This is a genomic window from Chryseobacterium sp. 6424 (assembly GCF_003692615.1).
In the GTDB taxonomy this organism is placed as follows: Bacteria; Bacteroidota; Bacteroidia; order Flavobacteriales; family Weeksellaceae; genus Kaistella.
The window spans coordinates 1,940,357-1,961,951 of the sequence record NZ_CP023540.1; the positions used below are offsets into that span (position 1 = coordinate 1,940,357).

Annotated in this window: 20 protein-coding genes and 1 pseudogene; 8 read left to right on the top strand and 13 right to left on the bottom strand. The window is 44.2% G+C overall.

Annotated elements, in window-relative coordinates; genetic code table 11:
* Positions 1-22: 22 nt before the first annotated feature.
* Positions 23-2,629 (top strand): TonB-dependent receptor plug domain-containing protein, encoded by a 2,607-nt coding sequence (locus CO230_RS09070; protein WP_122028946.1) that lies wholly within the window; start codon positions 23-25, stop codon positions 2,627-2,629.
* 33 nt (positions 2,630-2,662) lie between these two features.
* Positions 2,663-3,883: a hypothetical protein gene (locus CO230_RS09075; RefSeq protein ID WP_122028308.1), complete on the top strand. Its 1,221-nt coding sequence runs from the start codon at positions 2,663-2,665 to the stop codon at positions 3,881-3,883.
* A 65-nt stretch (positions 3,884-3,948) separates the two neighbouring features.
* Here the strand turns inward: CO230_RS09075 and CO230_RS09080 are convergent, their stop codons facing one another.
* The 3 genes from CO230_RS09080 to nadE are packed head-to-tail and all read right to left on the bottom strand — an operon-like array spanning position 3,949 to position 5,617.
* Positions 3,949-4,236, bottom strand: a complete 288-nt coding sequence (locus CO230_RS09080; RefSeq protein ID WP_122028309.1) for a barstar family protein — start codon at positions 4,234-4,236, stop codon at positions 3,949-3,951.
* 15 nt (positions 4,237-4,251) lie between these two features.
* Positions 4,252-4,806: a ribonuclease domain-containing protein gene (locus CO230_RS09085; protein WP_122028310.1), complete on the bottom strand. Its 555-nt coding sequence runs from the start codon at positions 4,804-4,806 to the stop codon at positions 4,252-4,254.
* A gap of 19 nt (positions 4,807-4,825) precedes the next feature.
* Positions 4,826-5,617: an NAD(+) synthase gene (gene nadE, locus CO230_RS09090; RefSeq protein WP_122028311.1), complete on the bottom strand. Its 792-nt coding sequence runs from the start codon at positions 5,615-5,617 to the stop codon at positions 4,826-4,828.
* 83 nt (positions 5,618-5,700) lie between these two features.
* Between nadE and CO230_RS09095 the strand changes: the two genes are divergently transcribed.
* The 5 genes from CO230_RS09095 (at position 5,701) to CO230_RS09115 (ending at position 9,258) form a co-directional block, all read left to right on the top strand.
* Entirely contained in the window at positions 5,701-6,681 is a 981-nt protein-coding gene (locus tag CO230_RS09095) for a gliding motility protein GldB (RefSeq protein ID WP_122028312.1), read from the top strand.
* Positions 6,682-6,738: 57 nt separating this feature from the next.
* Positions 6,739-7,065, top strand: a complete 327-nt coding sequence (gene gldC / locus CO230_RS09100) for a gliding motility protein GldC (protein WP_122028313.1) — start codon at positions 6,739-6,741, stop codon at positions 7,063-7,065.
* A 114-nt stretch (positions 7,066-7,179) separates the two neighbouring features.
* Complete coding sequence (locus CO230_RS09105) at positions 7,180-8,322, top strand: cystathionine gamma-synthase (protein ID WP_122028314.1); 1,143 nt, start codon at positions 7,180-7,182, stop codon at positions 8,320-8,322.
* 49 nt (positions 8,323-8,371) lie between these two features.
* Positions 8,372-8,887 (top strand): DinB family protein, encoded by a 516-nt coding sequence (locus tag CO230_RS09110; protein WP_122028315.1) that lies wholly within the window; start codon positions 8,372-8,374, stop codon positions 8,885-8,887.
* A complete protein-coding gene (locus CO230_RS09115; protein WP_122028316.1) occupies positions 8,884-9,258 on the top strand; it encodes a YchJ family protein in 375 nt (124 codons plus the stop codon). The genes CO230_RS09110 and CO230_RS09115 overlap by 4 nt, the downstream gene beginning before the upstream one ends.
* A 12-nt stretch (positions 9,259-9,270) precedes the next feature.
* On the opposite strand, the gene CO230_RS09120 is transcribed toward CO230_RS09115, so the two are convergent.
* On the bottom strand, positions 9,271-9,513 hold the full coding sequence (locus CO230_RS09120; protein ID WP_122028317.1) for a VF530 family DNA-binding protein: 243 nt from the start codon (positions 9,511-9,513) through the stop codon (positions 9,271-9,273).
* An 80-nt stretch (positions 9,514-9,593) separates the two neighbouring features.
* Between CO230_RS09120 and CO230_RS09125 the strand changes: the two genes are divergently transcribed.
* Positions 9,594-10,142, top strand: a complete 549-nt coding sequence (locus tag CO230_RS09125) for an L-threonylcarbamoyladenylate synthase (protein ID WP_122028318.1) — start codon at positions 9,594-9,596, stop codon at positions 10,140-10,142.
* Between the two features lie 59 nt (positions 10,143-10,201).
* On the opposite strand, the gene CO230_RS09130 is transcribed toward CO230_RS09125, so the two are convergent.
* The 9 genes and pseudogenes from CO230_RS09130 to CO230_RS09170 all read right to left on the bottom strand — a co-directional run bounded on the left by CO230_RS09130 (position 10,202) and on the right by CO230_RS09170 (position 21,450).
* Positions 10,202-12,346, bottom strand: coding sequence for a S9 family peptidase (locus tag CO230_RS09130; RefSeq protein ID WP_122028319.1), 2,145 nt, complete (start codon positions 12,344-12,346; stop codon positions 10,202-10,204).
* A gap of 54 nt (positions 12,347-12,400) precedes the next feature.
* Positions 12,401-13,090 carry a phosphatase PAP2 family protein gene (locus tag CO230_RS09135; RefSeq protein WP_122028320.1) on the bottom strand — a complete coding sequence of 230 codons (690 nt, stop codon included), beginning with the start codon at positions 13,088-13,090 and terminating at the stop codon, positions 12,401-12,403.
* A gap of 8 nt (positions 13,091-13,098) precedes the next feature.
* Positions 13,099-13,761: a head GIN domain-containing protein gene (locus tag CO230_RS09140; protein WP_122028321.1), complete on the bottom strand. Its 663-nt coding sequence runs from the start codon at positions 13,759-13,761 to the stop codon at positions 13,099-13,101.
* A gap of 41 nt (positions 13,762-13,802) precedes the next feature.
* Entirely contained in the window at positions 13,803-15,059 is a 1,257-nt protein-coding gene (locus CO230_RS09145) for a CinA family nicotinamide mononucleotide deamidase-related protein (RefSeq protein WP_122028322.1), read from the bottom strand.
* A gap of 103 nt (positions 15,060-15,162) precedes the next feature.
* Positions 15,163-15,702, bottom strand: coding sequence for a lipocalin family protein (locus CO230_RS09150; protein ID WP_122028323.1), 540 nt, complete (start codon positions 15,700-15,702; stop codon positions 15,163-15,165).
* Between the two features lie 18 nt (positions 15,703-15,720).
* Complete coding sequence (gene pdeM, locus CO230_RS09155; protein ID WP_122028324.1) at positions 15,721-16,365, bottom strand: ligase-associated DNA damage response endonuclease PdeM; 645 nt, start codon at positions 16,363-16,365, stop codon at positions 15,721-15,723.
* A 15-nt stretch (positions 16,366-16,380) separates the two neighbouring features.
* Positions 16,381-18,834, bottom strand: coding sequence for a ligase-associated DNA damage response DEXH box helicase (locus CO230_RS09160; protein WP_122028325.1), 2,454 nt, complete (start codon positions 18,832-18,834; stop codon positions 16,381-16,383).
* Positions 18,834-20,413 (bottom strand): annotated as a pseudogene (locus tag CO230_RS09165) (ATP-dependent DNA ligase). The gene CO230_RS09160 and the pseudogene CO230_RS09165 overlap by 1 nt, the downstream one beginning before the upstream one ends.
* Positions 20,410-21,450, bottom strand: coding sequence for a ligase-associated DNA damage response exonuclease (locus tag CO230_RS09170; RefSeq protein WP_122028326.1), 1,041 nt, complete (start codon positions 21,448-21,450; stop codon positions 20,410-20,412). Before CO230_RS09170 ends, CO230_RS09165 begins: the two are co-directional and overlap by 4 nt.
* Between the last annotated feature and the right edge of the window lie 145 nt (positions 21,451-21,595).

The window sequence follows — 21,595 nt, forward strand, 5'->3', positions numbered from 1 at the left end:
TGCCGTGATAAAATTATTAAAAATGAAGATCAGCAAACTGAGTATTGCAGTTGTTTTCCTTTCTACACCATTTACTTTCGTTTACGGACAGCAGGCAAAAAACGATACGGTTCAAAAAGAGAAAAATATCGAAGGCGTAGTTATTCAGGCATCAGGAAATAAAAAGACGGAAACGGCAATTCTGGGGGAACAGAAGAAAGCTATCATCCAAAAACAGGCAATCAGTGCTGCAGAAATCACCAGAAAAGGAATTTCGAACGTGGAACAGGGATTGACAAAAGTAACCGGAATCACCGCCGTAGAAGGCCGCGGGCTTTTCGTAAGAGGGTTGGAAGAGCGTTACAACACTTTACTGATTAACGGTCTTGCGTCGCCTTCAAATAATCCATTTCAGAAAATCATCGCGCTGAAGCAGTTTCCGACGGACGTTGTAGGAAAACTGAATATATACAAAACTTTCAATTCGAACCTTTACGCAGATTTCGCAGGTGCAACTTTCGATATCGAAACTTTAACGATGGACAAAACTTTCACTAAAGTTGAATTCGGCTTCGGTTATAACACACAGACGACATTTAAAAACTTTAAGGTAAATCCACACGCTTACACCGCGGCAGGTTACTTAGGTTTGAATTCGCGGGACCGCCAGTTGCCGTCTCAGGTTAAAGGTTACGTGCCGACGAACTATAATTTCACGCAAAATGAATCTGTAAATTCATTCAAAGACGGCTGGAATGCAGATAACATCAAAGCGCTTCCAAATACAAGCATCGGCTTTACGACCGCGCAAAATTTCAGAATTAGTGATTCAGGAAAACTCGGACTTTTGCTTTCCTTGAATCAGGGCAGTAAATATGAAATGCTTGAAGGTGATAAAAACCAGTTCATTTCCCTTCAGACGGAAGGAAAGATGAACAATGATCTTCACCGAAAAGAATACACTTACGAATTGGAATCATCAGCTCTTTTAGGACTTGGCTATAAAGACCGCGGTTTGGATGTGGCTTTAAATGCGATTTTCCTGCAGAATTCTAGCAATATGATCTCGGATTTCGTGGGTTATAAAGACCAAAAAGTTCAGGATGCCGGCAGACGTTTTTTCCGGGTTGATCAAATGGACCTTTCAAAATTTGCTGATATACAATTGTTGGCGAGTCAGAAAATCGGCGACAGACACGTGATCAAAGCCGGTGGTAGCTGGGTAAGCAATAATTTCCAGCAGCCGGACCGAAAAATTTCCGAAGGTTTCTTAACCGGCGTTCCAAATCAGGTGGAAATGACTTTTGGTGGAAACAACCTGATCCGCCAATACCTTGATGTTAACGGAAAAGATTATTTGTCAGGTTTCGCGGAGTACTCAGTTTCACTGGGCGAAAAGGGTGACAGAATAAGCTATCCGTGGCAAGTGGCAGTTGGATACAACGGTTTCTTTGACAGACGAAGCAATTCATACCGATTCATCGCCTCGAACATCGACAACGTACAGCTTAGAACCGTGGTCGTAGATATTGACAATCCGCAGCAGACTTACAACGATTATATCATGCGCGGCGCCTTCCACTTTAAAGAAGAAACCAACGAGAATGACTACCGCTCGAATCTGTATCAGTTTATTAATGCAGGCTATATAAACCTTAATTACAAACCGGACGATTCCTGGGATATCCTGATCGGTGGACGTGTGGAAAACAACCTGAACATCACCCGCTACAAAGAACAGAGTGATAAGGAATACAATAATCTTCAGAGAAACCAATATTTCATCCTGCCTTCATTCTCTTTGAAAAAGGCATTGAATTCAAAATCGAACATACGTTTAGCTGCAAGCAAGACGATCACAAGACCAATTCTTATCGAGTACATGCCGATCACGTATATCAACCCGGATAATGAAAACATCATCGGTAACATCAATCTGAAAAACAGCGAAAACTATAACCTTGACCTTAAATACGAGGTCTTCCCAACGAACAGGGAGCTTTTCGCGGTAAATCTTTTTGCTAAAAGAATCGATCACGCAATTGAGAGAAGCTACACCGCTTCCGGAAATTCAAATGGTGTGGCGATTACCTTCTTTAATGCTAAAAAGGCCGTGCTGGCAGGAGCTGAGCTTGAAGGAATCTTAGACCTTTCCAGAATTTCAGAGTCGATGTCAAACTGGAGCCTTGGTGCAAATGCAACTTTAATGTATTCAAATGTGGAGCGCAGCGCGGAAGAACTCGAGCAGGAAAAACCGGCCAACTTCAGCGGAAATCTAAAAGACAGACAACTTCAGGGTGCCGCACCGTGGACAGCCAATGCAGATTTAAAGTATGAATTTAAAAATGCCAAAAACTTGCCCCACACATTGTCACTGATTTATAATGTTTCTGGTTCCAAGATATTCACGGTAGGAACTTCCGGCCTCGATCATATTTATGAAAGACCTTTTCACCAACTCGATTTCGTATACAACGCACAACTCACAATAAACTGGAATTTAAAACTCGGCGTGCAGAACATTCTCAACAGTACTTACAAGTTGGAACAGGGTGAAGAAGGGTACATTCCTCTGGACGTAAGAACCAACATACATACCGATTACAGACGCGGTACGACTTTCAACTTCTCGGCCGGATATACATTCTAAGCCAAATCTTAAACATCAAAGTAATTTAATATTATGAAAAAACACATCTTAAATCTATGGGCGCTGGCTGCAATTTTCGCAGTGACTTCATGTACCGTTGAAATTCGTGAAGATGCCGACATCAATGGCGGCGGTACCACACAAAATCCGTCAACCGGTGCGGTTTTAAGCGGAACGGGAACACTTTCGGGGACTTTAAAACAGAACACTACCGTGAAGAAAGGAAATTACACCCTGGAAGGCGTGGTAAAAGTTCCGGAAGGAATTACTTTGACCATCGAGCCAGGTGCAACTTTCACCGCAAAAACGTCTGTGAGCAGCAGTATTGTGGTTCTTCAGGGCGGAAAAATCTTTGCCGAGGGAACAGCGGCCGAACCTATTGTATTTACATCTGACAATAAAAAACCCGGCGACTGGGGCGGTTTGACCATCTACGGAAACGCCCCTATCAAGGCGATAAACGGCGCAGCAAAAGCACTTTCTGAAGACGGAAACAATGTATACTATGGCGGCGATAATCCAAATGATAATTCCGGAATTCTAAAATATGTACGAGTTGAATATGGCGGAAAGAAAATCGGTGACGGTACTTCTGAAACCAATTCACTTACTTTTTATTCTGTAGGCGCCGGAACAACGCTTGAGAACCTTGTGGCATATATGGGTACTGATGATGGTTTCGAATTTTTCGGTGGAACCGTAAGTGCTAAAAACATCGTGTCTTACGGTAATTACGACGATTCTTTCGACTGGCAGGATGCATGGAGCGGACAAAACAACAGCACTTGGTACGCTTACCAAACGACGATTGGAAACTTCGGAATGGAAATAGAAGCATCAGGAAACGCGGACAACACAGCGCCGAAAATCAATGGGATCACATTGATTCGCGAAGCCAACACCAAGCCGGAAACCGCGGGTTCAATTGAAGTTTCCGCAATCCAGTTCAAAAAACACGGAAACGGCATCTTTACCAATGTATATATTGACGGCTATCAGGATACAGACGGCAAAAAAGCATACGCTGTGCTGATCCAGGACGCCGCTACCGAAGCCGAGCAGGTGAACAAAGGCAAGATCATTGTGCAGCCGGTCAACCATATTAATTCAAGTAATCTGAACATGTGGGGCTACAGCTACGTGCCTAGCGCGCCGAAAACTTTCACAAGTGACGCCAACGTAAAAAAAGTAATCCTTACGTCAGGAAACTGGGCCACAGTAAACGGCGTTGACCTTTTGGCAAAACTTAAATAATTTTCATTCTTCATATCAAACAGAAACCACCGCGCTGCGGTGGTTTTTAATTTAAACTGAAAGAGTTATTCTTCGTCCTCGTATTGTTCCAGATAATAAGCAAAAGAAAATTCCTCCATTTCGTCTTCCACATCTTCCAGGGTTAATAGCAAGTCCTCGAACGTTTCAAGTTGGTCAACGCTCATATTTACGAACTCGATATGCAGCGGCAATTCCGCAAATCCACTCACGTAATCACTTAAAGCATCCAGATTATCGCCGAAAAATTCGGGCAGCGAGGCTTTTTGTTTAAGTTGCGCATAGAAATCTTCATAATCGCCGATTTCGGTAAAGTCGATGTAAATGGTTTTCATAGTTTATTTAATGTCTTATTGCTTTTGGAAAGTTTTGTAATGATCGTGAGTAAGCCACACATCGCCGTTCTCAGTGAAAACGATGCGGTCTGCATTTCGGCGACCACATGTATAATTCACGTCTGCCTCAAAATATTGTGCGCCTGTAGGCAAAGTTTTTTCCCTGTTGCTGAATTTATCTCCGCCAATCGCCCTGCCCGGCAAAACATCGCACAAATTACCTTTTGAAGCCACCCAACCTTTGTTGCGCGCCTCGCCTTTTGTGAGGTAATATTCCGGGAGTTTTTTATGGGTCTGAACAAAGTCAACCACGAGTTTTTCGGCGGTTAATTCGTCAATTTCTGAGTTGTTGCCAGAAGAGTTTGAGGCTGAATTTTCAGAATTATTTTTTTCCGGGCTAAATGTTTCGGAAAATTTCTCATTGTTATTTCCGGTAGAATTTCCGTTTGTGGAAACCGTCTCCGTGTTCTCATTTTTCTCAATGAGATAATTATCGATGAGATACATCACCAGAAACGCCGACAGCATCCCAATGATGAAAAACAGAACCAGTTTTATGCTATGTTTCATCTATTGTTTTGATTTAATATTACGACCTCCACTCTTCAGGAATATCACACACCGGAATAGGCTGAATCTTGTGCTGTGCCGCGCTGTTCATCTTTGAAAAAATCCGGAAAACCTCAAGATCACGCCCGGAATAATCGGCTTCCGTTTTAGTTCCCCACTCTTTCTGGATTTTTTCAAGCTCCGGATACGTGGCGCCAATCTGCTGCTCATCGGTCCGTTCCGCATCCCAAAGCCCGTCCGTAGGGATGGCATTTTTAATGGATTCAGGTAAATCCAGCGACCGGGCAAGTTCGTAAACCTCTGTTTTGTAGAGGTCTGCAATCGGCGAAACATCTACGCCACCATCACCGTATTTGGTGTAAAAACCAATCCCGAAATCCTCCACCTTATTGCCTGTACCACAAACCAATAAACCGTTTATTTGCCCATAATAATAAAGCGTAAGCATCCTGAGGCGCGCGCGCGTGTTGGCAAAAGCCAGTTTCTGATCGGGGAAATGCGCTTCATCAACTTTAAAAGTTTTATATAAAGCCTCAAAAGGTTCATTAAGATCTACGGTTTGCCCCTTAACATTTGGGAATTTATCTTCAAGAAAACGAATATGTTCCTGCGCACGGCTTGCCTGGTCTTTTTGTTGACGGATGGGCATTTCTATGGCCAAAAGCTTCAGCCCCGTCATGGCACAAAGTGTAGAAACCACCCCGGAATCTACCCCGCCGGAAATACCGATTACATATCCTTCAGCACCGGCATCCACTGCGTAGTCCCGAAGCCAGGTCACGATTTTTTGGGTAATTTTTTCTGTCTGCATATGTTACTTTTTTTAGAAAAGGATTAGGCTACGGCCATCTAAATTTTCGCTATTTTTGTAGCTGTTAATCTTCTGTAAAAATAATGAAGTTTTTTAGATATCTGCTTTGTACGGCCATTTTATACACCTTACCCACATCATGCAAAAAAGATGCTGAAAATATGTGGCAAACAGATGTTAGACCAAATGGGGAAACCATTAAAATACATGATATTTCAAAAGAATTTTATGATCTGAGGTTGCCACTGGAGGTGTTTCAGCAGAAATATCCGTGGTTCCAGGGTACGGTAAGTGACGAAGATTATGCCATCAGACGTGCGGATACAGCGGAGGCCAAAATATACCGTGATGCGATTGCGAAAATCGATCAGGAAAAACTGGCCCGAGAACTCACCCAACTGTTCTCACGCATCAAACATTATTTCCCAGAGATAAAAACACCTGAGGTTTTCCTTTATTCATCAGCATTGCAGGGGATTATGGAACCGGTTTTCTATCACGATGAAGAAAATAAACTGTTCATAGATGTATCTGCTTTCATGGGCGAAAACAATGCTAATTATCAGGGGTTGGAATCTTATTGGCAAACCTCCATGAACCCTCAGAATATCGTACCGAAAGTTTCATTGGTCTTTGCGCAGCATTTCGTACCGCAAAAATTTGATCATCAGAAGTTTATTGATGAACTTGTGTACAATGGGAAAATAATGACGTTACAGGATGCCTTTCTGCCAGAATTTCGCGATGAACTGAAAATTGGCTACACACCAAAACAGTTGGGTTGGGCTGTCGCCAATGAAGTGAACATCTGGAGTTATTTCGTAGAAAACAATCTGGTTTTCAGTGATGACTTGCGGCTGAAAGAACGCTTCATCAATCCCGGTCCGTTCTCGAAATTTTATACTGAGATAGATAACGAGTCGTCCCCACGCATCGGGATTTTTGTAGGATGGCAAATCTGCAGGAAATTTTACAACGAAAAACCAGGCACGAAACTGACTGATTTTTTGCAACTCGACAGCCAAACCATCTTTAATGAAAGTAATTATAAACCTAAAGACTAACCAGTAATGTTAAACCTGAGTATTTCAGGGAAATATATAGATTATTAAACTAAAAATATGCGAAAGACACAAATCACCATCGAGGTAGAACTTGATGAAAACCATATCCCCGAAAAAATGCTTTGGAACGCCCAGGATGGCGGCATAGAAAAGCAGGAAACAAAAGCCACCATGATCTCCGTATGGGACAACAAAACCATGGAAGCCCTGCGAATTGACCTCTGGACTAAAGATATGCCGGTGGACCAAATGAAGATGTTTCTGCATCAGATACTGGTATCACTTGGCAATACCTATCAGCGTGCGACCGGCGAAGAAGATGTAGCCGCGTGGATGGAAGAGATGGCAGAAGAATTCGCGGTGAAATCTGCCATTAAAATGTAATAAGTGCCTGTCAGTTAGCTTTTTGCTAACAGTTCAGCACTCTTTAATAAAATAGTTTAACGCACAAATTGCAGAAGCTGAGAAGCCAAAGCCATTTGCCAAAAACAAAATCTTATGAACTTCAACACTAAAGTTATACACGGCGGGCAACAACATGAACCCGCTACCGGCTCGGTAAACGTCCCTGTATTTTTAACCTCCACTTTTGCACAGAAATCACCCGGCGAACATTCGGGTTACGAATATTCGCGTGCTGCGAATCCTACACGTCAGGCACTTGAGGATTCACTGGCAAGCATCGAAAACGGCGCGCGCGGATTGGCTTTCGGATCTGGCCTTGCAGCCATCGACTGTGTTTTAAAATTATTGAATCCTGGTGATGAGGTAATCGCGGTAGATGACCTGTATGGCGGCAGCTACCGAATGTTCACGAGACTTTTTGAAAAATATCAGCTTAAATTTACTTTCATCAGTTTTGATGACGCCAATGAAATTTCAGAAAAAATCTCAGACAAAACCAAACTGATTTGGATTGAAACACCTACCAATCCTTTAATGAAACTGGTAGATATTAAAGCAGTGACCGAGATTGTTAAAGGAAAAGACATTCTGGTAGCGGTTGATAACACTTTCGCCACGCCTTATCTTCAGCGACCGATCGACTTGGGTGCCGATATCGTGATGCATTCGGCCACAAAATATCTGGGCGGCCATTCTGATGTGATCGCTGGTGCCTTAGTCGCCAAAACTGCCGAACTGGGTGAGAAATTACACTTTATTCAGTTCGCGAGTGGTGGAATACTAGGCCCGCACGACGCATATTTGGTTCTCAGAGGAATTAAAACTTTAGCTTTGCGCGTACAGCGACATTCCGAGAACGGTCTTGCCATAGCGAAATATCTCGAAAATCATCCCGCGGTTGAAAGGGTAATTTATCCGGGGTTAGAGTCACACCCACAATATGAGCTGGCTACCAGACAAATGAAAGATTTTGGCGGCATGGTATCTTTCACCTTTAAATCAGGGAAAAAAGAAGACGCAGTGAGGTTTTTGGAGCATCTGAAAGTTTTCACGCTGGCCGAGTCACTTGGTGGGGTAGAATCTCTGGCAAATCACCCGGCACTGATGACGCACGCTTCTATCCCCGAAGAAAAACGGGCTGAACTTGGCATTACCGACGACCTGGTACGCCTGAGCGTTGGCATTGAAGATGCAGAAGACCTTATTGCAGACCTCGAAAGCGCTTTCAACAAATAAAATATCATCAGCGGGCAACCCTTTGCCCGCTTTTTTATGCTTTTAATAAATGACAGATTTCCAAAAATATATCCAGCGTTATCTTGACGTTATCCCTTCAGCCGATTGGAAGTCTGAGATGGAAGTTTGGGGCGAAAGAACAACCCAGTTGTATCAGAAACTATCCGGAAAAGAAGGAGATTTTGCCTACGCTCCGGGGAAATGGACACTGAAAGAAGTCTTGCAACACCTGATTGATTCCGAAAGAATATTCGCCTACCGTGCGCTGCGCTTCTCCAGAAAAGACAAAACGCCTTTGCCAGGTTGGGACGAAACGATGTACGGAGAAACATACCTGTTAAACAACCGGTCAGTAGAAAGTTTGGTTGACGAGTTTAAGTCTCTTAGGAAAAGCCATGTTTTGTTTTTTAAACATCTGACTGAAGGGCAACTCGCTGAGACCGGGATTGCAAATGGTAACGCAATATCCGTAAAAACCCTCGGTCAACTGATTGTAGGACACAACATTCACCATTTGAACGTGATTAAAGAAAGATATTTACCTATACTAAAACAAACATCATGATCTGTCCCTGCTGTTCAGCGAAGGATTATAACGAATGTTGCTACCTTTACCATTCCGGTGAGGAAAACGCACCTACGGCAGAAGCTTTAATGCGTTCACGATACGCTGCCTTTGCCCTTAAAAACGCGGATTATCTGTACAATACTACCCTCCCGGGAAAGCGAAAGTTTCATCCTAAAAAAGAGCTGCAGGAATGGGCGGAGATAAACATATGGACAAAGCTTGAAATCCTGCGTACACCAGCTTTAGATGTGGTAGAATTTCGTGCGTACTATACGGATGATGAAGGCCAACCGCAGATCCACCATGAATTATCGCGCTTTCGTAAGGCGAAAGGCTGCTGGTATTATGTTTCCGGCGATTTTTTATAGGTAAGCGACAAGTCAGCCGGCCCCATTTTTCTTTTTCTGTCGCAGTACATACAGGTACAGACTTTCCACTTTGGTCCTTGCCCACTCGGTTCTCCTTAAAAACTTCAGCGAGGAACTGATGCTGGGGTTATCCGTAAAACATTTGATGTTGATCTGTTTTCCGAGCCCTTCGAAGCCGCCATAATATTCGACGAGTTCTTCGAGAATGGCATCGAGGCGTTTACCGTGCAGCGGATCTTTTGATTGTTGTTCCATCCAACAAAATTACTCATAAATAGGCGCCGGTTATTTAGTTTTAAACTCTTTAATGTAATTTTGCCTTAAAATTCCAACATATGCAAAACCTCATCGATGCCCTTAAAAATGGCGGAACTATACTTTACCCTACGGATACCATTTGGGGAATCGGCTGTGATGCGACCGATGTGGGCGCCATCAATAAAATATTTGAGATTAAGAAAAGGGAGAAGACAAAATCTGTCATCATTCTGGTAGAGTCGGTAAAGCGACTACAGGACTTGGTAGAAGTACCGGAAATGGCTTGGGATATCATGGACCTGTCGGATAAGCCCGTCACCATCGTGTACGATGATCCGAAGGGTTTGCCTAAAGAACTTCTGGCCGAAGACGGCAGCATCGGCATTCGGTTGGTGAAAGATGATTATTTAAAAAAGCTGATTGGTAAACTCAACAAGCCGTTGGTTTCTACTTCGGCAAATCTTAGCGGCCAGAAATCACCGATGCAGTTTTCTGATATTTCACCGGAAATCATCAGCGCGGTAGATGCCGTGGCAGAAGAAAACCATGATAAAATCTCGGAATATCCCGGTTCCTCCGTCATCAGAATGTGGATGGATGGGCGCGTGAAAGTGCTCCGCGAATAACCGCCTTATGTTCAAAAAAAAATTCCGGAAAAACTTTTTCCGGAATTTCTTATTGGTTTTTACTGTTGTTTCAAATGCTGATTAAAATAATCGGTAACCTGCTGCATGAGATGTACGCGGTCCTTACCCACCACGTTGTGTGCGTGCCCGGGATACACGAAATAATCGAGCTGTACGCCATTATCCACCGCGGCTTTCAGAAAATTCACCGAATGTTGCCAAACCACCACATCATCCTGCGTACCGTGGATCATGAGTAACTTGCCCTTAAGATTCTGTACCTTATCCAAGAGATTGGCTTTCTTATAACCTTCGGGGTTGTTTTGTGGGGAATCCATATAACGTTCGGTGTACATGATTTCATACATATTCCAGTCGATCACGGGTCCGCCAGCGACACCCGCTTTGAAGACTTCCGGATGCTTCAGCATGAAACTGGTCGTCATAAAGCCGCCATAACTCCAACCATGGATCCCCATGTTCTGCGCATCCACATACGGCAGCGACTTCAGATAATCCACCCCTTTTAGCTGGTCGTTCATTTCTGTTTCACCCATATTGCGGAAGACTGCCTGCTCGAATTTCAATCCGCGGTTAGAAGATCCCCGCCCGTCCATGCTGAAGATGACATAGCCGTTTTGTGCCATATATTCGTACCAAAGATTACCAGATTCTGGGAAGCTGTTGGTAATCAACTGCAAATGCGGCCCGTTATACAGATAGACAATCACGGGATATTTTTTAGCCGGATCAAAGTCTGTCGGAAGGATCAATTTGCCGTAAAGTGGGGTGCCGTCATCAGCCTTCAGGTTTACATTTTTGATTTCAGGTCTTTTATAATTCTTCAGCGGATTCTCAGCGGTAAGTATATTTTTTGAAGCTAATGTATGCGTATTAATCACATTTACACTCCTTGGCGTCGTCGCGTTGCTGTAAACATCGTAGAGTTGGCTGCCGTCCTTACTTAGGATGCCGGTGTGCATGCCAGGTGCCGAGGTTAGCTTTTGAGTCCTGAAACTGTTCCAGTTCACTTTATACAGATGTCTTTCAAGCGGGCTCTGCTGTGTGGATGCATAATATATCTCTTTCTTTTTCTCATTAAATCCGAGTACGTCCGTCACCAGCCAATCGCCTTTGGTAATTTGCGCGACAAGGCCTTTATCAAGGTGATAATGAAACAGATGATTGTAGCCGGTACGCTGGCTTTGCCAAATGAAATCGGTGTTTGAACCCGGGAAAAACAGCAACGGATGTTGTGGTTCTACATATTTGTCAGATTTTTCTTCGAAAAGTGTTTTAACCAGGTTTCCCGTCGCAGCATCGTACTGGTTCATTTGCAGATGGTTCTGGTCACGGTTGAGTATCCCTACGAAAATATGTTTAGAATCCGGACTCCATGTTACTGCCGTTAAATACTGCTCGGGATCGCCTTCGATGTTCAGAAAGCTCTTCTTCCCGGAGTTTACATCATAGACACCCAATGTTACCTGATGGGACTTTCCGCCAGCCATCGGATATTTAATATTGGTATTCTTGGCGGGAGTTACCGACCAGTCGATGACCGGATAATCATTCACCATGCTTTCATCCATGCGGTAAAAAGCGATTTTGGAAGAGTTTGGCGCGGCAAAGATTCCTCCGCTGATGCCAAACTCGTTGCGGTGAACCGACTGACCATTCACTATATTCGCATTGGCATCATCAGTAATAGCCACCGTTTTGCCATTACGATGTACGTAAAGGTTATTTTTAACAGTGAAAACAAGTGTCTTTTGATCCTGTAGAACCTGTACATTTTCCGCCCCATCTTCCAGCGCGGCCCAGTCAGAGATCTTCCAGTCGCTGCCTGATTTTTCTATACGGTAATATTTACCGTTTCGGGTAAAATACCCTTTGTTTTTATCAGTAAACCGAATGGGCGGAAAAGCTTTCAGTTTTTGCTCAGTGGAAAGATTCTTATTCAGTTGATAAAGGGAAACTAGGGTGTCCGCCTTCATACCCTGCATTTCGGTGATGAGGTAAGCGTTGCGGGTGCCTTGTATGTAAGCTTTGGCATCATCCGTCCACGAAAACTGCGAGACAGACTTTACTGCCAGGTTGCTGCGGAGTCCATTCACGGCTTCTGCCATGGTATATTTCTGGTTTTGGGCATAGATCAGACTGCCGAAACCTATCAGTAATAAAGGTAATTTTGAAAACTTCATTTCTTAGATTTAATGGTTAAAAATAAGAAATAAAAATGAATTTGTTAAAGAATGTTAATACACCGATTGATAGACAGCTGTAAACGGATCTGCTTTCGTTGGGGTACGATTCCATTGGTATTGATGGGTCCAGTAGGCGAATTTCATGGAAAGGATGCCCAGGCCCGCACCAAAAAGCACATCAGAAATATAATGTTTATCATTCACCATGCGCATAACTCCGATGCCGGCCGCGAATCCGTAAGAAACATACGGAACCCAACGGTAATCTTCACCATATTCGATGGAAAGCATTGTGGCACCAGCAAACACATTCGCCGTATGACCGGACGGAAATGAATAGGCAGTACCATCTGGTCGGGTTTTCTTGAGTGTTTTCTTCAGCACATATACCAACCCGAGGTTTATCGCCTGCCCTTTTACTAAAATGGCGGTACGGTTCGCCCAGTCTGTTTTTGGAGTCATACCGACGAGCTGAAAACCATAAACAGTCAGCATTGGCGCGAACTGCGCATAATCATCAAAGCGGTTGGTGAAACCCAAAAGATGCTCTGCTTCTGTGCCATTTTCTGGTGTTATTCTTTTCCGTTTGGTGTTATCAGATAAAATGCCGGCAGTCATCAGCGCTGCCGGAACATATATTTGTTGATACCTAAAAAGAAATCGTTCCGTAGAATCGGGCTGCTGGCCGAAAGACAGCCCGAAACAGAGCAGAAACCACAGCCACAGACTTTTCGGCATCATCAACTTTCTTATTTAAAAGTAATTTTTCCGCCGATGACGTTTCTTACTTTGCGATCCTCAGGATTTCCGTAGATATCGATGATGCCGCCGGCTCGCGTGGTAGCATCTACCGAACCCGAGACATTCACCTCTGCCTGTCCGCCTGCATTGGCTGTGACTTTCACGTTTTCAGAATTCACTTTTTCACCAAAATATTTTCCGCCGGCATTTACCACCACATCCTGGCTATCGGCCACGCCATTAAGTTTTATTTCACCGGCTGAATTGGCTTTTACTGTAAGTTTGGCAGTTCTTACCGGCAGTTCAATCACAGAACCTTCATTTGATACCAAGGTCAACATGCGTGAATCAAGATCATGATCCGCCACTATGGTAGAACCCTGGCTTGCCTGAATATCGCGCAGGTTTTCGTAATACACAACCACTGAAACATTGCCGCCCTGAAGGATTTTTGCCGGCGCCATCCTGATTTTTAGTTCACCGTTTTTATTAACGGTTTCCACATCGGGATTTTCCTGCTCCAGCTCTACCCTGCTGTTGTCGGATTTTATCAGCGAGATGTTAAGTTTGTCATACACCTTCAGTGATGAAAATTCGCCTACGTTGCGCGCAGACTGTGCAAAGGCGAGCTGTGCCGCTGCCAAGAGAAAACTTCCTAATACTTTCTTCATTATATTTAATTTTACTCCTGTAGAACGTTGCCTGCAGGAATTTATTTTTGTTCTTGTTTTACGAGCAAGGTCACCAGGTCCTGCAAAACACGCTGTGCTACGAATGTCGCAAAATCATTGCGTTCGAGATGCGGCAGGAAAAGTTTATGGGTATGCTCTTTTTCTTTGATGCGGATACTGTAGAAAACAGTGCCTACTTCATTGTTAAAATCATCAGTCCCGGGACCGGCGACACCGGTGGTGGAGAGCGCTATATCTGTACGGAATAACTGCTGACAGCCACGGCTCATCTCCTGTGCGACTTCTGCTGAAACTACCGTAAAATCCCGTAGCGTTTTTTCAGAAACATTTAAGAGTGCTATCTTTTTGTGATAATCATACGCCACAATGCCTCCCGAAAAATACTTGGAACTGCCGGGAACGGAAGTAACGAGTCTGGCGATGTCGCCACCGGTGCAGCTTTCGGCAGTTGAAAGCGTAAGATTACGCACGGTAAGGATTTCTTTCAGGATTTCCTGAATATCATTGCCTTCCCAGGCGATCACCTGGTCACCGATTAGCGGTTTCAGTTTTATTATTTCATTGGAAATCTGCTGTTCCAGCCATTTTTCTTCTGTCCCTGAAGCGGTGAGGCGCAGTTTTATACGGTTGCCTACCGGTAAATAAGACAGCGATATGAAATTTGGTAAAGCAAGCTCCCATTCCTCGATGGTTTTTGCCAACAGACTTTCGGGGATACCCACCACTGATACGATACGCGAGATGCTGTAATTTAATGGATAATGTTCTTTCAGATAAGGGATGATCTTCTCTTTCACCAAGGGTTTCACCTCATGAGGGACGCCGGGCAGGAAAATCGCGGTTTTCCCCTGTTGATGGACCATCTGGCATGGTGCGGTTCCATATTCATTTTGGAAGATATATGCGCTGCGGAGGACTTCTGCCTGGCTTCTGTTGAGAGGCAACAAATGCTCGCGCTTTCTTTTGGTCATCAGTTGTTTCAGATGCTGAAAAGTCGCTTCGTCCTCTGCCAACTCATCATTGAAATAAGCGGCAAAGGCTTTTTTCGTTCTATCATCTCTGGTAGGACCTAAACCGCCTGTGGTAAACACTAAATCTGCTGCGGCAAAACCTTCTGAAAGCGTTTGTGTGATTACGGCCACGTCATCGGGGATGGTAAAGATCCTTATAACCGCGATACCTATACTTTTCAGTTGCTGCGCAATAAAATTAGCGTTGGTATCCACCGTATTTCCCGAGAGAATTTCGTCGCCAATTGTGATGATTGCTGCTTTCATTTCGTTTTTTGAACGTTTAAATTTACACAAATAAACAGTGTATTCGCAGCATTTTTTGAAAAAACAATAAAAAAGTGGATTTTTAAAAATCCACCTTTATACTTTAATCATGTTTTACCCAAACCAGGTCATCTACTTGATAACCGATGCTTTTGGCTTTTTGCAGGAAACGCTGTTTGATAGCCTCCGGAACAGATTTTTCGCGTGAGAGAATCCATAAATTCTTTAGACTGTCGCCCACTACAAGTGCGTATTGGTAATTCTCATCAATATCGATCACATTGTACCCCGACCAAATGGGTTTGAAGAACGACACCTTAAGTTCGCCCACATCTTCAGCCCCACGGAAACGGGCTTCGCCGATGCTTTGCTTGCGCTTGTTCTTTACATAATCATAGCCTTGGTTGTCTACTTTTATATGACCGTTGTTCTTTAATGAATATTGGGCGGTTACGTTGTTCAGATTTTTTTCGAAACGAAAATCCAGGCGTGCAATTTCATACCATTTACCTAAATACTTATCAGCGTCGAAATTTTGAACAGCGATAGCACCTTTCGGAATACCGGCCGCACACGAATTTAAAAGTAAGATCCCTATAATCCCTACCGAGAGTGGCAGAATTGTTTTAGACAGTTTATTCATAATAAGATTATTTGCCCTTTAATAATCAAATATAATGCCTTCGGAAAAAGCAATATGGCGGAAACCCCTGCCCAAAGTCTTGGTATCAAGCCCTGTGAAGCGGCTGAACGCAGGCAAAATCAATTGTTTATCAGAAAAGGCAAAACACGGCAGTTTAATCATCTGCCTTCCTTGTCCTGAAAGCACAACGCCCGGATGTATATGCCCGGAGATGGTAAATTCGCCATGAAGGTATAACGGCTCGTGAATAAAAGTGAACGGTGACTTCCTTAGCGAAGTTTCGACAGCGGTAATACAGTTTTCCTGGTAAAATTTATTCGGAATACGGTCATGATTCCCTTTGATCAGTATAAATTGAAGATGACTGAAACTGTTCCGCCATTTACAGAAAATATCCAGATCGCTGTTTTGGCCCGCATGGAAAAGATCTCCTACCACAATGATGCTTTCGGCACTGAAAAAATTCACCAACTCTTCCAACACCGCCAAATCATCAAGCAATACCTGAGATGAGACCGCAATCCCACTGCGCCGGAAATGCGCCGATTTCCCAACATGTACATCACTGATAACCAACGCTTTCTCGCGCGGCCAATAGACAGCTCTGCGGTTGGTGAAAATAAGAGATTCGCCGTGTATGTTTTTTTCGAGTAGTTTAATCATGCGCAGGAAACGCCTTTACTGCAAAGTTCTTTTCATTGATTCTTTCTGGAGCCGCATAATCCGCGCATCAAGATCTTCACTGGTGAGGGACTGGCGCAGACTGTCCACTTTTATAGGGAAGCTGAGCGGTGTAAAAGCTTTTGCAAATTTCAGGATAATTTTTGATTCTTCAATCCTGGTGAAAGCATTCATCAGGCGGTATTCATCAATCTGCTGGTTAAATACTTCCGCATAGGCTTGTTTCAGCAATAAATTTTCGGGGCTGTACTCTTCTAAGACGTTGAAGATTAGTCCGGAACTGGCTTGCAAACTTTTATTATTTTTCTGTATACCGGGGTAGTTTTGAACTACCATACCGGAAATTACCGCAATATCCCGAAACTTGCGGCGCGCCATTTCCGTGGCGTTTACACTGCTCATCACATCCTGGATTAAATTTTCGCGAGAAAGAAGTTGTTTCAATACTTCTTCATCCACCGGTATTGGTTGTGAACTTAGAAGCTCAAAACCATAGTCGTTCATTGCCATTGAAAAAGAAATCGGCGTAATTTTAGAAATCCTAAAGGCGATCAGCGCTGCCATGACCTCATGGATCAGGCGGCCCTCGAACGGATACATAAAAAGGTGATGCCCGTCGCGGGTTTGGATCATCTCCACCAAAAACTCGTCGTCTTTTGGGATGTGCGAATTACGCTCTTGGTTGGCAAGCAACGGATGCAGAAACCTTAGTTCCTTCTCCGAGGATTTTGCCTGCAATGAATCGGAAAGTTTCAGGCGAAGAAAATGGCTTAGGTGTGACGTCAGGGGCAATCTTCCACCCAAATAACTCGGAATCATGGCTTTGCCTTTGGCATTTCTTACGTAAACAGTCATTTCTTTGATATGTGAAACCTCCAGCACGCGCCCAGCCAGGATGAATTTATCCTCTTTCTTAAGCCTGGTGATAAAATATTCTTCGATCATCCCAATATAGCCACCACCCAGAAATTTCACTTTAAGCATCGCATCACTTACGATCACACCAATGTTCATGCGGTGTAGCATGGCAATCCGCCGGCTCGTCACTTTGTAAAGCCCGTTTTCGAGGGTGACTTTATGGTACTCTTCATAGTTTTTCAGGGCGCCGCCGCCTACAGTGATGAATTGCAAAAGGCTTTCCCATTCGGTTTCGGTAAGTTCCTGAAACGCAAAAGTGGATTTTATTCTCGGGTAAAGTGCTTCCCCACGGAAACCATCTCCCACCGCCAGTGTCATCATGAACTGTACAAGTACATCAAAAGGCATGATGACGGGCATTCTTGGCTCAATTACTTTCTGTTTCACGGCTTCCTTTAAGGCCGCTACCTCCACCAGCTCAAGGGAATGTGTGGGGACGAAATAGATTTTAGACGTTTCAAACGGGGAGTGGCCGCTGCGCCCCGCGCGTTGCAAAAACCGCGCAACACCCTTGCTGGAGCCAATCTGTATGACTGTATCTACAGGTTTGAAGTCAACGCCCAAATCCAGTGAAGAGGTTGAGATTACGGCTTTCAGATAGCCGGAGCTCAGGTTTTCTTCAATCCAGATTCTCAGTTCGCGGTCGATGGAACTGTGGTGTATGGCAATCTGACCTGCGAAATCGGGATATTCCTTCAATAATAACTGATACCACATTTCGGCCTGGCTTCGGGTATTGGTAAAAACCAGCGTGGTTTTGCTTTTCAGGATTACCGGAATCACCTTATCGGTAAGTTTCGCGCCCAAATGGCCGGCCCAGGGCAATACTTCCACCTCATCCGGGAAAATTGGGATGATGTCGATTTTCTTCTTCTCTTTGGCTACTACCCTTGTTTTTTTCAGTGCGTAAGGGATGAGGACCTCCATGGCTTCTTCCAAATTACCGATGGTTGCCGTAATGCCCCATATTTTTATATTTTTCTGATAATGAACAATTTGGGAAAGTGCCAGCTCTACCAAAACCCCACGTTTTGAGCCCAGTAACTCGTGCCACTCATCTATGGCTACACATTTTAAACCTTTGAAAAACCTTGGATGATTTTTCTGTGCCAACAATAATTGTAAACTTTCGGGCGTGATAATCAGGATTTCGGGCATCTTCCGGGTCTGCGAAGAGCGTTCTGCCTGGGGTGTATCACCGTTTCTTACCGCTACTTTCCAGTCGAGGCCGATTTCCTCAATTGCTTCCGTCATGGCTTTTGCGATATCTTTGGCCAAGGCACGCAGCGGAGTAATCCAGAGTAACTGCAAACCGTCTGTCTTGCGTTCCGGATGGTTCAGAAAATCTGTAATGACGGCTAAGAATACCGAAAATGTTTTACCAAAACCTGTAGGCGCGACCACCATGCCGCTGTAGCCTGAGCTGTATTTTTGCCATGTATCGCGCTGAAAACCAAAAGGCTCGAAACCTTTGCCTGCCAACCAACGGTGGATGATTTGATACCCTTCAGTGTTTGTGAATGCCTTCGCCATTATTTGATCAGTTTTTTCACTTCTTCAATATCATCAATCTCATCGGCTTTTTTATCTTTCCGCCACCTCAAGATTCTTGGGAAACGCAGTGCAACACCACTTTTATGTCGGTTGCTGAAACCAATTCCCTCGAAGGCGATTTCAAACACCAGTTCCGGCTTTACCGTTCTTACAGGCCCGAATTTTTCAAGTGAATTTTTGGTTACAAAACGGCTGACTTCCATAATTTCCTTATCGGTAAGTCCGGAATAGGCTTTGGCAATCGTGACCAGCTGATCCTCTTTTTTTACCGCAAATGTATAATCTGTATAATATCCGCTACGGCGGCCGCTGCCTTTTTGCGCATAAATAAGAACCGCATCAATCGTTAACGGATCCACCTTCCACTTCCACCAGTCGCCTTTCTTCCGGCCAGAGTGGTAAAGTGAATCTTTATGTTTTAGCATCAGGCCCTCGCTGTTGTTTTCGCGGGAGTCGTTGCGGGTTTCAGCCAGTTCCTGCCAAGTGTTGAAGGGTACGATTTCGGATAGCTGAATATCTTGCTGTCCGGAAGAATGCAGTACGTCCTCAAGAATGGCGCGGCGTTCGGAAAGTGGCTTCCCGCGTAAATCATCTTCATTAAATTCCAGAATATCATACGCGAACACTTTAACCGGAATTTCTTTGAGCATTTTCTGGGTGATGCTTTTGCGATTTAACCGTTTCTGTAGTTCATTAAAATTAAGAACCTGCCCATCTGTAACGGCAAGAATTTCGCCATCAATGACGAAATTACCCTGCATATCTTGGAGCACGGCCGCTATTTCCGGAAATTGTGGGGTGACCAGTTCTTCACCGCGAGACCAGATAAAGACCTCGTCATTACGCCTGATCAATTGTCCGCGGATGCCGTCCCATTTATATTCTGCCTGCCATTGTGTAGGTTCGCCCAATTCTTCGGGTGTTTTCTCGAGCGGATAAGCCAGGCAGAACGGATATGGTTTTGAATTATCGGGATTGATGTTGGTACCCGAAATCAATTCTTCAAAATTGATCTCATTGATGCTCCATTTTCCCATGATGCTGTGCATCAGCTGGCTCGAATCGATTTCTGAGTATTTCGACAACGCACTGATAAGGAGCTTTTTGGACACCCCGATCCGGAAACTACCGCCAATCAATTTGTTAAATATAAATCTTTCTGTATAATCCAGGCCATTCCAGGATTCGGTAATGTACGCTTTTTTTCCTCTTCTGTTTTGCTGCTAAGTTCGGCAAGTTCGTCCATCCATTGGGACAGTGGTTTTTGGATGTCATTTTGTGGAGGTGGCAGGATCAGAGAAATGGTTTCACCCAGATCACCGACCGATGAGTAACTTTCAGAGAAAAGCCACTCGGGCAGTTGAATAATCTCGAGCGCCCATTGCTTCAAATAATTGGTATTGACGGGCCGCTTAGGGCGTTTACCCGTGAAAAGTGCCAGAAACCAAAGCTTATCATTCTCTGGCGCGGTATGCAGGTAATGCACCATTGCATCAATTTTCGCGTTGGTCTTATTGGTGCTTTCGAGTGCAGAGATGAGTGCGGCAAAATGCTTCATGATGCTGTATTTCCCGGTTGGGGTGTTTCAGTTTCTTCTTTTAATATTTCAGTTTCTTCTTCATCGCCATAATTGGTTTTCACTTCGTAGGCTTCAATACCCAGTTCATTAAGATATTTAGAGAAAACCGCTGTCTGGCCGTGGGTTACGTGCACCTTTTCAGCACCTGTGGCCTTCACCGTGGCTAAAAGTCCGCCCCAGTCGGCATGATCTGATATGGCGAAACCAGCATCCGCTGAGCGCCACCGCCGCGAGCCGCGCACCTGCATCCACCCCGAGCACAACCCTGTCGCCCTATTCGGGATTCTGCGGATCATGTTAGAATCTAATAGTGCGGGTGGTACGATTACAATCTCATTGTTAATTTTCTTCAAGTCTTCATTGAAATATACGGTTTCGTATTCCGGGAGACTGACGCCACATGAAGTGATCGCCTCGTTGATTTTGGCTACTGAGTTGTGTACAAAAATTTTCCCACAGCCTTCTACAGCCTTCATGATACGCTGGGCTTTGCCTAGGGAGTACCCTATGAATACTGATGTCTTGCCTTCTTCGCGGTTGCGCAGGTGCCAGTTTTTCATCTGCTCTGCATACTGTTGGGGATCAAGCCAGTTATAAATCGGGAGTCCAAAAGTGCTTTCGGTGACAAATTCATGACACTTTACGAGTTCAAAAGGTGTTGAAAGTCCGTCATCCTGCACTTTATAATCCCCTGAGAATACAGTAATGTATCCTTTATACTCCAAGCGGATCTGTGCCGAACCTACAATATGACCTGCGGGATGAAACGAGAGTTTCACTCCATTTATCATTATTTCTTCCCCATACGAAAGCGACTGCACCTCAATATCAGGGCCTATACGGTGCTGAAGGATGGGTTTGGTGAAATGGTGACATAAGTATTTCTTCATGCCCCATTTCGCATGGTCGCCGTGCCCATGAGAAATAATCGCCAGATCGACCGGTCGCCATGGATCGAGGTAAAATCTGCCGGGTACACAATAAATACCTTTGCTGGTAAACTCAATGATTTTCAAAGTAAGAAAGTTTTAAACTACCGCCGAATCAACAAATATTACGCCTAAAAACTTCAGCGCATATGCTTATCTTAACGCATTCGTCTTATATACAATCTCGCAAGTCTTGTTAAGGTGCATTATGGTCAAATGAAAGATGTGTACC

Coding starts and splice junctions, on each gene's coding strand:
- CO230_RS09070 (WP_122028946.1), top strand. CDS start 23: ATGAAGATCAGCAAACTGAGTATTGCAGTTGTTTTCCTTTCTACACCA.
- CO230_RS09075 (WP_122028308.1), top strand. CDS start 2,663: ATGAAAAAACACATCTTAAATCTATGGGCGCTGGCTGCAATTTTCGCA.
- CO230_RS09080 (WP_122028309.1), bottom strand. CDS start 4,236: ATGAAAACCATTTACATCGACTTTACCGAAATCGGCGATTATGAAGAT.
- CO230_RS09085 (WP_122028310.1), bottom strand. CDS start 4,806: ATGAAACATAGCATAAAACTGGTTCTGTTTTTCATCATTGGGATGCTG.
- nadE (WP_122028311.1), bottom strand. CDS start 5,617: ATGCAGACAGAAAAAATTACCCAAAAAATCGTGACCTGGCTTCGGGAC.
- CO230_RS09095 (WP_122028312.1), top strand. CDS start 5,701: ATGAAGTTTTTTAGATATCTGCTTTGTACGGCCATTTTATACACCTTA.
- gldC (WP_122028313.1), top strand. CDS start 6,739: ATGCGAAAGACACAAATCACCATCGAGGTAGAACTTGATGAAAACCAT.
- CO230_RS09105 (WP_122028314.1), top strand. CDS start 7,180: ATGAACTTCAACACTAAAGTTATACACGGCGGGCAACAACATGAACCC.
- CO230_RS09110 (WP_122028315.1), top strand. CDS start 8,372: ATGACAGATTTCCAAAAATATATCCAGCGTTATCTTGACGTTATCCCT.
- CO230_RS09115 (WP_122028316.1), top strand. CDS start 8,884: ATGATCTGTCCCTGCTGTTCAGCGAAGGATTATAACGAATGTTGCTAC.
- CO230_RS09120 (WP_122028317.1), bottom strand. CDS start 9,513: ATGGAACAACAATCAAAAGATCCGCTGCACGGTAAACGCCTCGATGCC.
- CO230_RS09125 (WP_122028318.1), top strand. CDS start 9,594: ATGCAAAACCTCATCGATGCCCTTAAAAATGGCGGAACTATACTTTAC.
- CO230_RS09130 (WP_122028319.1), bottom strand. CDS start 12,346: ATGAAGTTTTCAAAATTACCTTTATTACTGATAGGTTTCGGCAGTCTG.
- CO230_RS09135 (WP_122028320.1), bottom strand. CDS start 13,090: ATGATGCCGAAAAGTCTGTGGCTGTGGTTTCTGCTCTGTTTCGGGCTG.
- CO230_RS09140 (WP_122028321.1), bottom strand. CDS start 13,761: ATGAAGAAAGTATTAGGAAGTTTTCTCTTGGCAGCGGCACAGCTCGCC.
- CO230_RS09145 (WP_122028322.1), bottom strand. CDS start 15,059: ATGAAAGCAGCAATCATCACAATTGGCGACGAAATTCTCTCGGGAAAT.
- CO230_RS09150 (WP_122028323.1), bottom strand. CDS start 15,702: ATGAATAAACTGTCTAAAACAATTCTGCCACTCTCGGTAGGGATTATA.
- pdeM (WP_122028324.1), bottom strand. CDS start 16,365: ATGATTAAACTACTCGAAAAAAACATACACGGCGAATCTCTTATTTTC.
- CO230_RS09160 (WP_122028325.1), bottom strand. CDS start 18,834: ATGGCGAAGGCATTCACAAACACTGAAGGGTATCAAATCATCCACCGT.